Origin of the sequence: Cohnella rhizoplanae, from assembly GCF_948329515.1 — a bacterium.
Classification (GTDB): domain Bacteria; phylum Bacillota; class Bacilli; order Paenibacillales; family Paenibacillaceae; genus Cohnella; species Cohnella rhizoplanae.
The window spans coordinates 70,657-81,067 of sequence record NZ_CAOJCN010000024.1; the positions used below are offsets into that span (position 1 = coordinate 70,657).

Below are 10,411 nucleotides of genomic sequence, written 5' to 3' on the forward strand. Positions count from 1 at the left end.
AAAACCGTATGTTTCGCGATTAACGCGACGCATACGGTTCTGCTTGCCTTTTACTCGTATCTGATCTTATTCTGCCAAGCCGTTGCGGTGCGCGTAGATCGCGGCCTGCGTGCGGTCTTCGACGCCGAGCTTGCTGAACATGTTCGTCAGGTGATACTTCACCGTCTTGATGCCGATGAACAGCTCGTCCGCGATCTCCTGGTTCGACTTGCCCTGGGCGATCAGGTGCAGCACCTCCATCTCCCGCTCGGTGAGCTCCTCATGCGGTTGGGACTCGACTTGCGCCGGCCGCCTGAACCGGTTCATCATCTTGGAAGCCACCTGGGATTCGAGCACCGATTGGCCCCGGGCCGCGGCGCGGATCGCATCGGCGATCTCGCTCGCCCGCGACGTCTTCAGCAGGTAGCTGAACGCGCCCGCCTCGATGACCGGATACATCTTCTCGTCGTCGAGGAAGCTGGTCAGCACAATGACGCGGCATTCGGGCTGCTGCTCAAGCAGACGGCGCGTCGTCTCGATGCCGTCCATGCCGTCCATGACCAGGTCCATCAGCACGACGTCGGGTTCGTACGCCATGGCGAGTCTTAGACCATCCTGGCCGTTGCCCGCTTCTCCGACCACCTCGATGCCGTCTTCCGTGCCCAATACGGCGGCCAGTCCGATCCTCACCATTTCGTGATCATCGACCAGCAGCACTTTGATCGGTTGTTGCTCCATCGTCTTCCCATCCCCTCTCGTCCGTCATGATCGGTACCCGGATCTCGATCCGCGTGCCCTTGCCGGGCGCGCTCGCGATATTAAGCGAACCGCCGAGTTCGTTCACCCGCTCCTCCATGCTTACGATCCCGTACGAAGCTTGCTTCTTTTCCTTTACGTCGAAGCCGACGCCATTGTCCCGGATCGCCAGCCTGACCGTGTCGCCTCTCCTATGTAAGGCGATGTCCATCTTGCTCGCGCGCGCGTGCCGCAGCGTATTGGACAGCGCTTCTTGCACCATGCGGAACAGATGATTTTCGATTCCCTTATTAAGCGGCAGATCCTCGTCCATGTCCAGGGCGATGTCGATGTCCACCTTCGTCCGCATCTCCTTTACCAGCTCGGGAACGGCTTGCGACAAGCGCTTGCCCTCGAGATGGACGGGACGCAGGTGCAGCAGCAGCGCCCGCATCTCGGACTGCGCGACGGAAGACATCTCCTCGATGAGGGCGATCTGACGCCTCGCCCGCTCGAAGTCCTGGTCCATCGTCCGTCCGACTGCCGTAGCCGTCATGGAGATGGCGAACAACTGCTGGCTCACCGCGTCGTGCAGCTCGCGGGCGAGCCGCTGCCGTTCCTCGACGACCGCGCTCATCCTTGCCTTGGCAGCCAGCTCCGTATTGTTCGTAGACAGGCGCTGCAGCGAGGCGACCTGCTCCTCCCACTTGCGGCTGAATCGCACGAGCTGCTCCGCGAGCAGACCGATCTCGTCCTTGCCCATGTTGGGCAAAGGCTGGACCGGGCTCCCGCGCTCCATCAGCAGCAGCGTATGGCGCATATGCTCGATGCGGCTGCGCGTCGGCAGGCTTCTGAACAGGCCGAAGCCGACGCCCGCTACGATGAGGACGCCGACTGCGGTAAGACCGAACGTGATTACGGTGGACCAAGACTCGAAGGGAGCCGCGAGTCCCTGGCTCTCCAGCAGGTAGATGACGACGAAGCCGATCCCGAGGGAGAACAGAACAGCTTCGCCGATATGACGCCAGACCATTATGCGCTCCTCCTAGATCGGCCTGATCCGAATATTGCCGACGATATAGTTAAACTCAAGCTTGATCCGCTGATCCTGCCCCGCCAGACCCGGCGAGCTCCACGAGACGCGGCGCATCATGCCGCCGTCTCCTTGGCCGTCGATCGTCACTTGGCCGAGCAGCACGTTCGCTTCTACCTGAACGGCGTAGTCCTCCGGCACGACGATCTCGATATCGCCGACGAGCCCTTGCAGGACGACGTTCGTCGCGTTGTCCTCAGGCACCGTGCCGGTCAGGTCCAGCCGGACCTCCCCATACAGATGCCAAGAGCCCATCGACCGCAGCACCCATCCGGGACTATCTTGCCTCATGTTCAGGATGAGGCGCGGCCGGCTCTCGACGCCGCCGGACGACGGCCGGACGCGCAGGTAGTAGATCGCGGCCAGGATCAAGCCGATCACGAGCACGAGTCCGATCTGATTGACGACCAGCAGGATGGCGCTCACGGCGATGACAACGACCGAGAGCCGGCTGCGGTCCTGCCTGTAGCGCTCGATGCCGAGCCATAGCAGGATGGCCGCGTTGATCGTCGCGAAGCCCGCGATGGCGCCGATGGCCAGATAGAGGCCGGCGGCGATGAGCACCAGCGACTTTCTGGATAAGTTCAGGTTCTTCATGCGCTCCGCCTCCTCTCCTGTACGATCGTCTGCGCTGCGGCGTATATTCCTGTCTATCGCGGATAAAGCCATAACGGACGGTTCGTCCGTTATGGCTTTCGGCGAGCATCCTTGCTAGCATACCACATGTTACCTGCGGCGTGAATGCCCGCCCTGCGCCCTGCTTATTCCGCCGAAGCCGTCGGAGGCGCGATGCGGTTTTTCAGCGCCGCGAGCTCCTGGTCGACCTTCATCGCCTTGGCCGGATCGACGGAAGACGGTGCGGCCGATACGCCGCCGAACGGCGCGCCCGGCAGGCGGGCGACGTCAGCCTCGGCTTCCATCTGCAGGATCTTCTCTTCCATCCGGTAGAAACCGCGCGAAGCGTTGCCGCTCTCGATCGTATGCGTCTGGCTCGTTTGGGACAGCTGCTTGCGCGCCTTGGCCATTTGAGCGCGGGCGGCCAGTTCGTTGCGCTTGTTGCGCAGCTTGTAGAATTCTTCCTTCATCTCGTGCAGCTGGCCGGTAAGCTCAGCGACCTGCGCGCTTGCCTGGCTGTGCAGCTCTTGCAGGCTGCCGGCCTGGCCTTCGTAGTAAACCTTCTCCTCGAGCAGCTTGCGGGCGATGCCCTCATTGCCTGCGAGCAGCGCTTGCTCCGCTTGGCCGATGCGCTCCGCGGAGATGCGGACCGCCTCGTCGAGACGCTGCTTCAGCCGGCGCTCTGCCGCCATCTGGCGCGCTACCGTGACCTCGGCGTCGCGAATCTCGATCTCCATGTCGCGGATGTACTGGTTCAGCATGACGACCGGGTCTTCCAGTTTGTCCAGCAGCTCGTGCACCGATGCCTTCGTCATGTCCTTCATTCGTTGAAATACGCCCATTGTATTATTCTCCCTTCGATTGTTGTTCAAATTTGGTAATGCGGGCTTTCAGATCTTCGATTTCCTTCTTGAGCGCCTTCTTCTCGATATCCTCCATCATCGCGTCCAGCGTCGAAGACGGCTGGGCGGATGGAGCGGCGGTCTGCGGAGCAGGCTTAGCCGCTGCCGGAGCGGGGCCTGGCCACGCGCCGCCGGAGTTCCAAGAGGAAGCGGGCGGACGCGGTTGCGGAGGCTGCTGCGGAGGCGTCCAGCCGCCGTTATGCGGGGGTGGCGCCCAGCCGCCTTGGCCCTGCTGCGGACCGCCGAAGGCATGGCCGCCGAAGTCCGAATCGCGGGGGATGATGAATCCGGCGATGATGTAGACGAACAGCACGGTACCGCCGGAAAAGACGGTCACGATGACGAGCAGGATGCGAAGCAGCGTGGCGTCGACGCCTAGATAGTCGGCGAGCCCGCCGCATACGCCGAACAGCTTGCGGTCGCGTGTCGATCGGTACAACTTGCGCATCGTTTACCCTCCTTGTTCCAGCTTGCGCTTCAGATTTTGCAGCTCGCGGTCCACGGCTTGGGAGACGACGTTGCCGGCCTGGTAGACGAGTTCCTGGCCCATGCGGCGCAGGTCTCTCAGGCTCTTGGTCTCGAGCTCCATATCCGTGAGCCGGTCATCGACCTTGCGCAGCATTTGCGAAGGGTCGGCGCCTCCCGGCGCGAAGCGCGCGTTCAGCCTCTGCTGCAGCTTCAGCGATTCCATGCGGGCAATGTAGAATTGCCTGCGATCGTATACGCTGCGGTATTCGTCACGCAGCTCCTGGAGGAGTTGCTCGAGCTCGAGCAGCTCGCCGCGGCTCTGTTCGTACAGACCTTGGTAGCGCTCCGCCCGTTCTTCGTGGGCGACCTTGTCGGCGAGCGCCAGCTTCGCGGCTGCCTCTTCGCCTGCCTTCAGCGCGGTCAGCGCCTGTTCCTCGCGGCGCTGCGACCACAGTTCGGCGTCCTTCAACTGCTTGTGCATCTGGTCCGTATGAGCGGCGTACTGGCGCTGCAGCACTTCGCACTGGCAGATCTCCTGATGCGTCGACCAGAGGAACTGATCGATGAGCTTCACCGGATCCTCCGACTTGTCCAGCCTTTCGTTCAGCGTTGCCACCGTTATGTCCCGAACTCTTTTAGCTACGCTCATTTGTCCTATCCTCCTTCGCTCACCATCTACGGGTGTGACCCGACTTGCCTTTTAGCATCGATATCCCCAGCACGATCAGCCCGATCGCCGCAACCCAGAAGATCACGACCGACAGCTTGCCCAGCAGCATGAAGCCGCCGATGATGCCGATGACGATACCGATTAATCTGTAACCGTTGCGCCATGCCATCACGCCCAGACCGATGATCGCGATCGGGATCAGCAGGCCGATGACCCACCCGATTAAATGACCCAGCTTTCCGAAGAGGAGCAGCACGCCCAATGCGATCAACACCACGGCCCAACCACTGTTCTTTTTCAACTCGTCTCACCCCTTTGCGTCGTTTCCTTGCTTGCTTTACCTCACAAACTCATTGTAAACGTTCGGGCGCTTCCGGATAACGGACCCGCGCATGGAATTCGCCCTGGACTGCAGTCGGGGGCAGGCACCGCCTCAGGTGCCAACACTTGCGGGGACAGTTCGCCGTCGGCTTAAGTTAGCGTTATCTGTACGAGATACAGAGGTGCTTGCATGCTTCGCACACGCTTGATGCTCGCCCTGTATCTCGAAGGCGGCAAGATGCTGCAGACTGTAAAAGGCTCCGCCTCGTCATTCGGGCAGAGCCTTTTTTTACAGCCAGGTCCAGCTTGGGAACATCGCCGCCTGGCCTCTGTAAACGCCGTCCTCGTCGATGAGATTCCACACCGCGGCGCGCTCGATGCGGAATCTTCGGCCGCTGCCGGAGATTCTGATGCCTTCGTAAGCGTCGGTATACCCCTTTTGCCTGACCTCCGACATGAACGCTTCCCGAACGCCCTGCTCCATCGGTTCGGCCGTCATTCGGGACGGCATCCCCGTGAACGACCTCCAGTCCATTTCCCATAACGATTGTGCGGTCTTGTTGCCGTAGTTCAGCACGGGATCGTTCTCCGTCCCGTGGGATAGCAACGCGAATGGCGCGTCGTATAATAGCGGCACTAAATCCGCGTCCGGCGCCGCCACGATCAGCGATTTCCCCGTCAGCCTTCGATAGCTCTCCGCGAGCAATCGGCTGTGCCGATTCAGCCATTTTTTATCGTCGTCGTACATCATGTCCACGCTCCTTTACTTATTTCATCATTGTACTTCGGTTTCACCTGCGGTCAAGATGGACAAAAAGAAGTAGCCGCGGGACGAAACCGATGCTAAGCGCATCCTCGTCCCGCGGATAAATGGTCCCGCGTATGGCGCACAATGACTTTAAACGTTAAAGGAGGACTTCGAAATGAGCGAAACCCCGCATATCATTGATAAGGCAGAGAATATCGACGCGTCCAAGGTGGGCGATACGATATCGAGAATCGACGCTCCGAAAAAGGACGAGATCCTGAGCAACTTCCAATCGTTCAAAAGTTATCTGAACAGACGGATCGCGCTTGGCGAATCGCTCGGACTGTCCGAGGAGCAGCTCGCGCAGGTCGCGGAGAAGGTCGCCGACTATCTGGCCGAGCACGAGGATCCGCGCAACGCGGAGGAAAATCTGCTCAAAGAGCTGTGGAAGGTGGGCGAGCAGGACGAGCGTCATAAGCTGGCGCATATGCTGGTGAGACTGGCGCAGCAGTCCTGACGTCCTTTAGCCGCGAAATCGAGTTCGGCCGCCGTCACGACAGGCGGCCGATCCCTTATCTAGGCAAGGAGGAAGGACGATGGACGAAAAGAAGAAAAAAAAGACATTGCGTTTTGCCGAAAATTTGTACTGCCGCTTTCAGGATGACGAAGTGCCAGCCATGGGCGCTCAGTTGACCTACTACCTGATTCTGGCGATATTTCCCTTCATGATCTTTTTGGTCGCCTTGATCGGTTTCACGCCTTTTACGACGTGGGACCTGCTCGACGCGCTGAAGAAGGTGCTGCCTCAGGCCAACAGTCAGGTGTTGGTCGAATCGATCCACGATATGACCGACAATCGGAGCGGCACGCTGCTGTCCTTCGGCATCATCGGCTCCCTGTGGTCGGCGTCGAGCGGCATCAATGCGATTATCAAGGCGCTCAATAAAGCCTACGACGAACCGGAGACGCGTCCCTTCTGGAAGGTCAAGGGACTGTCGCTGATCGTGACTGTCGTCATGACGCTCGTCTTGCTCAGCAGCCTGGCGCTCCTCGTATTCGGCAGAATGCTCGGCGAGTGGATATTTAAGACGTTCGCGCTTCCCGATTTCTTTGACGAGTTGTGGTCCGTGGCGCAATTCGTCATTCCGATCGTCATCATCGCCTTGGTATTCACCGCGCTGTACAAGTACGTACCCAATCGCCATTTGAAATTCAAGGAAGTGCTTCCTGGCGCTATCTTCGCGACGCTCGGTTGGATCGTCGCTTCGGGCTTGTTCGCTTTTTACGTAAGCAACTTCGCCAACTACACCAAAACATATGGCAGCCTCGGCGGTGTCATCGTGCTGCTTACCTGGTTATATATTAGCAGCATCATTATCATACTTGGCGGCGAGATCAACGCTACGCTTGCATTCGACCGCGAGGGCAAGAGCAAGCCGGAGTGCAAGAAGTACACCCACTCCATCACGAATGCATGGAATAAAGTCAAGAATTGGCGATCGCATAAAAAAGAAGGCAAAGGAAAAAAAGTGCCTCCTCATGTCCCTACCTGATTCAATTGGATCTGCTTCGCCGTTCCACTGGTAAACGCAAGAATCCTCTGACTGTGTAGAATCGCTCTGCCCGGTTCCAACTGCATCGATCGTGCATGGCGAGCCTGGGCCCTTCTACCGCAATCACACGCTTTGGAAACCAACTCCTGCCGGAGTGGATGGATATAGGTAAGCCGGAACATGTAGGCGCCTCTGATCGGAAGCCGGAACAGCTCGTTTTTCGTTTTCCTTTTAGGCGGGCCTACATGCTCCGGCTTTTTTATGCCCTCAGCCCAAATCATCGTATGTGCGTTAGATGTACGTCTTGCTCGCACTAATTCCAAACTCGCGATCGCTTGTCGTTCAGATCCTATTTTTTAAGGATCATTCGTCACGATCACCTCAAATGTCGCTGGAGAGTCAGCAGCATTTAACACCGACGCAGACACGATCACCAAAACTTCCGTGGCGTTGCCCGATTTTAGCGATAGACGGAGCCTTTCGATCACTCCGTTGATTCGTAGGCTAGGCACAAAGTGCAGGTGAAACAAGATCTGGCTGGCTCTCGTTAAGATCGATTCGAAGCTAATTCCCTGAAGCGGTTGAGGCGTGAATCCGAACATCCGACAAAAGTTCGAATCAGCCTCCACTAAGAGATAATCGTGCGTTAAAAGAAGTCGCCCAACCGGTTTCTCCACCGGATCGTTACTGACCAGTTCAATGTCTTTCAAGCTTCCAATGCTGCTCGTGTGCTAGCTTGCCCTTCATTTAAATAGTCGGCAATCAGTTTAACAGTCTCAGCAGGATGACTTACGTGTGGGCAATGGCCGGTTGCCTCCATTAACTTCAAAGAACTTCCGTTCATTTGCTGATGCATATACACGCCGACTTCAAGAGGAGCAATCACGTCCTCAGCGCATTGCATAATTAGAGCGGGCACCGAGACTTTCTGTAGTACCTCTCTATAATCCGAAAGAAAGGTCGCTTTTGCAAAGATGCCGGCTATATCCGGGTCGACGGCGCAAAAGCTTTCTTCAAGCTCCTTCGCCAATTCGGGACGACCTTCATTTCCCATAATTATAGGAGCCAAATAACCTGACCATTGCGCATAATTGTCCTCCATAAGACGAAGCAAGCCTTCGATATCTTCGCGCTCAAATCCCCCTATATAATGGGGCAGATCGTTAATATAACGTGGAGATGGCCCAATCAGTACCAGCCTTTCGAATAATTCAGGCGTATCCACCGAAGCTAATATTCCTATGGTGGCGCCTACCGAGTGCCCTACAAATACGGCATCGCGAAGATCCAGAGCCTCGCAAACGTCAATCACATCCTGGGCATAACCAGCAAGGTCGCTGTATCGCACTTGATCAAAAGCCTTACTATCAGAATGGCCCGAGCCCACAAAGTCAAAGAGAACGACCCTCCATTCCTCTTCAAAAGAAGGCGCAACGAACCTCCACATATGTTGGTCGCATCCGAAGCCATGTGCAAAAATGATGGTTTTCTTGCCCTTTCCCTTTACTGTCACATGATTTCGGGCGAGAATGAATTCCTTATTCACGAATGTCTAACCTCCCGCTTCTTAGGTGACAATTTTTATACTACTTCATTATACGACTCTATGCGGAAATAAGAAAACGAGGTACGGCTCCCGCATTCGGTCTTGTAAATACCAAAAAGACAGAGAACCAATTGGTCTCTGCCTTTATCCGCAATTACTCAATTATTAAGTATGGTGCCGGTGAAGGGACTCGAACCCCCACTCCCTCGCGAGAAGCGGATTTTGAGTCCGCCGCGTCTGCCATTCCGCCACACCGGCATAAATAGAATTGCCCGAAAATAAAAAAATGGCGCGCCCTAAGAGATTCGAACTCCTGGCCTTTAGATTCGTAGTCTAACGCTCTATCCAGCTGAGCTAAGGGCGCAAATATGAAGTTGGAGGCGCCACCCAGACTCGAACTGGGGGTAGAGCTTTTGCAGAGCTCTGCCTTACCACTTGGCTATGGCGCCAAGAACTTAAATGGAGCGGAAAACGGGATTCGAACCCGCGACCTTCTCGTTGGCAACGAGATGCTCTACCACTGAGCTATTTCCGCAAAATGGCTGGGGATCTAGGGATCGAACCTAGGAATGACGGAGTCAAAGTCCGTTGCCTTACCGCTTGGCTAATCCCCAATAAGGTAAAGATGGGGCGACCGAGGGGAATTGAACCCCCGAGTGTCGGATCCACAAACCGATGCGTTAACCACTTCGCCACGGTCGCCATATTTGGAAATTGCATTGGCAGGGGCAGCAGGAATTGAACCCACACTAACGGTTTTGGAGACCGCTGTTCTACCTTTAAACTATGCCCCTATACTGTTAAGGTAAAACTGGTGGAGGATGATGGATTTGAACCACCGAACCCGAAGGAACAGATTTACAGTCTGCCGCGTTTGGCCACTTCGCTAATCCTCCAAGACTGTAAAAACAAATGGTGCCGTCGAGAGGACTTGAACCCCCAACCTACTGATTACAAGTCAGTTGCTCTACCAGTTGAGCTACAACGGCAAATCGAAGGGCATTACTCAGATGGTGGCTCGGGACGGAATCGAACCGCCGACACGAGGATTTTCAGTCCTCTGCTCTACCAACTGAGCTACCGAGCCATTTTCCAATCGTCTAAGAAAGAAAATGGCGGAGCTGACGGGATTCGAACCCGCGGTCTCCTGCGTGACAGGCAGGCATGTTAGGCCTCTACACCACAGCTCCATGTGGGATCTCGGATAACTCCGGGATAAAGTTGGTTGCGGGGGCAGGATTTGAACCTGCGGCCTTCGGGTTATGAGCCCGACGAGCTACCGGGCTGCTCCACCCCGCGTCGTAAGCATGTCTTACTATTTTGGCGACGTTCCATATCATAACCGATATCGCCATGTTCTTGCAAGCCCTTTATCAAATCTTCAGTGAACAAATTTGATAAAGATGGTGACCCGTGGGGGAATCGAACCCCCGTTACCTCCGTGAAAGGGAGGTGTCTTAACCGCTTGACCAACGGGCCTTAAGTAAAGTGGCGGAGAGAGAGGGATTCGAACCCTCGAGACGCTTGTGACGCCTACACGATTTCCAATCGTGCTCCTTCGACCAAACTCGGACACCTCTCCATGATGGCTCCCCGAACAGGACTCGAACCTGTGACAACTCGATTAACAGTCGAGTGCTCTACCAACTGAGCTATCAGGGAATGTATGATATTGTGCTGCGATCGGCCTGGCGGCGTCCTACTCTCCCGGGACCCTGCGGTCCGAGTACCATTGGCGCTGGAGGGCTTAACGGTCGTGTTCGAGATGGGTACGCGTGGGA

Annotated in this window: 12 protein-coding genes, 15 tRNA genes and 1 rRNA gene; 2 read left to right on the forward strand and 26 right to left on the reverse strand. The window is 56.6% G+C overall.

Features of this window, described 5'->3' with window-relative positions; translation table 11 throughout:
* Positions 1–66: 66 nt before the first annotated feature.
* The 8 genes from PQG80_RS24420 to PQG80_RS24455 all read right to left on the reverse strand — a co-directional run bounded on the left by PQG80_RS24420 (position 67) and on the right by PQG80_RS24455 (position 5,534).
* Positions 67–717 carry a response regulator gene (locus tag PQG80_RS24420; protein ID WP_271754295.1) on the reverse strand — a complete coding sequence of 217 codons (651 nt, stop codon included), beginning with the start codon at positions 715–717 and terminating at the stop codon, positions 67–69.
* Complete coding sequence (locus PQG80_RS24425; protein ID WP_271754296.1) at positions 680–1,747, reverse strand: sensor histidine kinase; 1,068 nt, start codon at positions 1,745–1,747, stop codon at positions 680–682. The genes PQG80_RS24420 and PQG80_RS24425 overlap by 38 nt, the downstream gene beginning before the upstream one ends.
* Positions 1,748–1,759: 12 nt before the next feature.
* Entirely contained in the window at positions 1,760–2,404 is a 645-nt protein-coding gene (gene liaF, locus PQG80_RS24430; protein WP_271754297.1) for a cell wall-active antibiotics response protein LiaF, read from the reverse strand.
* A gap of 164 nt (positions 2,405–2,568) precedes the next feature.
* On the reverse strand, positions 2,569–3,264 hold the full coding sequence (locus tag PQG80_RS24435; RefSeq protein WP_271754298.1) for a PspA/IM30 family protein: 696 nt from the start codon (positions 3,262–3,264) through the stop codon (positions 2,569–2,571).
* Between the two features lie 4 nt (positions 3,265–3,268).
* Positions 3,269–3,772 carry a PspC domain-containing protein gene (locus tag PQG80_RS24440; RefSeq protein WP_271754300.1) on the reverse strand — a complete coding sequence of 168 codons (504 nt, stop codon included), beginning with the start codon at positions 3,770–3,772 and terminating at the stop codon, positions 3,269–3,271.
* A 3-nt stretch (positions 3,773–3,775) separates the two neighbouring features.
* The gene (locus PQG80_RS24445) at positions 3,776–4,441 is read right to left on the reverse strand and encodes a PspA/IM30 family protein (RefSeq protein ID WP_271754301.1); all 666 of its coding nucleotides are present in this window, start codon (positions 4,439–4,441) and stop codon (positions 3,776–3,778) included.
* 19 nt (positions 4,442–4,460) lie between these two features.
* Positions 4,461–4,763: a LiaF transmembrane domain-containing protein gene (locus PQG80_RS24450; RefSeq protein ID WP_271754302.1), complete on the reverse strand. Its 303-nt coding sequence runs from the start codon at positions 4,761–4,763 to the stop codon at positions 4,461–4,463.
* A 309-nt stretch (positions 4,764–5,072) separates the two neighbouring features.
* Complete coding sequence (locus tag PQG80_RS24455) at positions 5,073–5,534, reverse strand: MEKHLA domain-containing protein (protein WP_271754303.1); 462 nt, start codon at positions 5,532–5,534, stop codon at positions 5,073–5,075.
* 172 nt (positions 5,535–5,706) lie between these two features.
* Here PQG80_RS24455 and PQG80_RS24460 point away from each other — a divergent pair, with 172 nt between their 5' ends.
* Entirely contained in the window at positions 5,707–6,048 is a 342-nt protein-coding gene (locus tag PQG80_RS24460; RefSeq protein WP_271754304.1) for a DUF3243 domain-containing protein, read from the forward strand.
* A gap of 79 nt (positions 6,049–6,127) precedes the next feature.
* Entirely contained in the window at positions 6,128–7,084 is a 957-nt protein-coding gene (locus PQG80_RS24465) for a YihY/virulence factor BrkB family protein (protein ID WP_271754305.1), read from the forward strand.
* A 356-nt stretch (positions 7,085–7,440) separates the two neighbouring features.
* Here PQG80_RS24465 and PQG80_RS24470 read toward each other — a convergent pair whose 3' ends face one another.
* The 18 genes from PQG80_RS24470 to rrf all read right to left on the reverse strand — a co-directional run.
* The gene (locus tag PQG80_RS24470; protein ID WP_271754306.1) at positions 7,441–7,794 is read right to left on the reverse strand and encodes a hypothetical protein; all 354 of its coding nucleotides are present in this window, start codon (positions 7,792–7,794) and stop codon (positions 7,441–7,443) included.
* Positions 7,791–8,630: an alpha/beta fold hydrolase gene (locus tag PQG80_RS24475; RefSeq protein WP_271754308.1), complete on the reverse strand. Its 840-nt coding sequence runs from the start codon at positions 8,628–8,630 to the stop codon at positions 7,791–7,793. Before PQG80_RS24475 ends, PQG80_RS24470 begins: the two co-directional genes overlap by 4 nt.
* 172 nt (positions 8,631–8,802) lie before the next feature.
* Positions 8,803–8,888: transfer RNA gene (locus PQG80_RS24480), tRNA-Leu, on the reverse strand.
* Between the two features lie 29 nt (positions 8,889–8,917).
* Positions 8,918–8,994: transfer RNA gene (locus PQG80_RS24485), tRNA-Arg, on the reverse strand.
* A gap of 11 nt (positions 8,995–9,005) precedes the next feature.
* Positions 9,006–9,079 (reverse strand) — tRNA-Cys (locus tag PQG80_RS24490).
* Between the two features lie 11 nt (positions 9,080–9,090).
* Positions 9,091–9,165: transfer RNA gene (locus PQG80_RS24495), tRNA-Gly, on the reverse strand.
* Between the two features lie 4 nt (positions 9,166–9,169).
* Positions 9,170–9,244: transfer RNA gene (locus PQG80_RS24500), tRNA-Gln, on the reverse strand.
* Positions 9,245–9,256: 12 nt separating this feature from the next.
* Positions 9,257–9,332 (reverse strand) — tRNA-His (locus PQG80_RS24505).
* Between the two features lie 18 nt (positions 9,333–9,350).
* A tRNA-Trp gene (locus PQG80_RS24510) sits at positions 9,351–9,424 on the reverse strand.
* Between the two features lie 18 nt (positions 9,425–9,442).
* Positions 9,443–9,526 (reverse strand) — tRNA-Tyr (locus PQG80_RS24515).
* Positions 9,527–9,543: 17 nt separating this feature from the next.
* A tRNA-Thr gene (locus tag PQG80_RS24520) sits at positions 9,544–9,619 on the reverse strand.
* 22 nt (positions 9,620–9,641) lie between these two features.
* Positions 9,642–9,717: transfer RNA gene (locus PQG80_RS24525), tRNA-Phe, on the reverse strand.
* 26 nt (positions 9,718–9,743) lie between these two features.
* Positions 9,744–9,820: transfer RNA gene (locus PQG80_RS24530), tRNA-Asp, on the reverse strand.
* 32 nt (positions 9,821–9,852) lie between these two features.
* Positions 9,853–9,929: transfer RNA gene (locus PQG80_RS24535), tRNA-Met, on the reverse strand.
* Positions 9,930–10,034: 105 nt separating this feature from the next.
* A tRNA-Glu gene (locus PQG80_RS24540) sits at positions 10,035–10,109 on the reverse strand.
* Positions 10,110–10,119: 10 nt separating this feature from the next.
* Positions 10,120–10,212, reverse strand: a tRNA-Ser gene (locus PQG80_RS24545).
* A gap of 4 nt (positions 10,213–10,216) precedes the next feature.
* A tRNA-Asn gene (locus tag PQG80_RS24550) sits at positions 10,217–10,292 on the reverse strand.
* A gap of 24 nt (positions 10,293–10,316) precedes the next feature.
* Positions 10,317–10,411: ribosomal RNA gene (rrf, locus tag PQG80_RS24555) — 5S ribosomal RNA — on the reverse strand; the annotation flags it as partial.

Coding starts and splice junctions, on each gene's coding strand:
- PQG80_RS24420 (WP_271754295.1), bottom strand. CDS start 717: ATGGAGCAACAACCGATCAAAGTGCTGCTGGTCGATGATCACGAAATG.
- PQG80_RS24425 (WP_271754296.1), bottom strand. CDS start 1,747: ATGGTCTGGCGTCATATCGGCGAAGCTGTTCTGTTCTCCCTCGGGATC.
- liaF (WP_271754297.1), bottom strand. CDS start 2,404: ATGAAGAACCTGAACTTATCCAGAAAGTCGCTGGTGCTCATCGCCGCC.
- PQG80_RS24435 (WP_271754298.1), bottom strand. CDS start 3,264: ATGGGCGTATTTCAACGAATGAAGGACATGACGAAGGCATCGGTGCAC.
- PQG80_RS24440 (WP_271754300.1), bottom strand. CDS start 3,772: ATGCGCAAGTTGTACCGATCGACACGCGACCGCAAGCTGTTCGGCGTA.
- PQG80_RS24445 (WP_271754301.1), bottom strand. CDS start 4,441: ATGAGCGTAGCTAAAAGAGTTCGGGACATAACGGTGGCAACGCTGAAC.
- PQG80_RS24455 (WP_271754303.1), bottom strand. CDS start 5,534: ATGATGTACGACGACGATAAAAAATGGCTGAATCGGCACAGCCGATTG.
- PQG80_RS24460 (WP_271754304.1), top strand. CDS start 5,707: ATGAGCGAAACCCCGCATATCATTGATAAGGCAGAGAATATCGACGCG.
- PQG80_RS24465 (WP_271754305.1), top strand. CDS start 6,128: ATGGACGAAAAGAAGAAAAAAAAGACATTGCGTTTTGCCGAAAATTTG.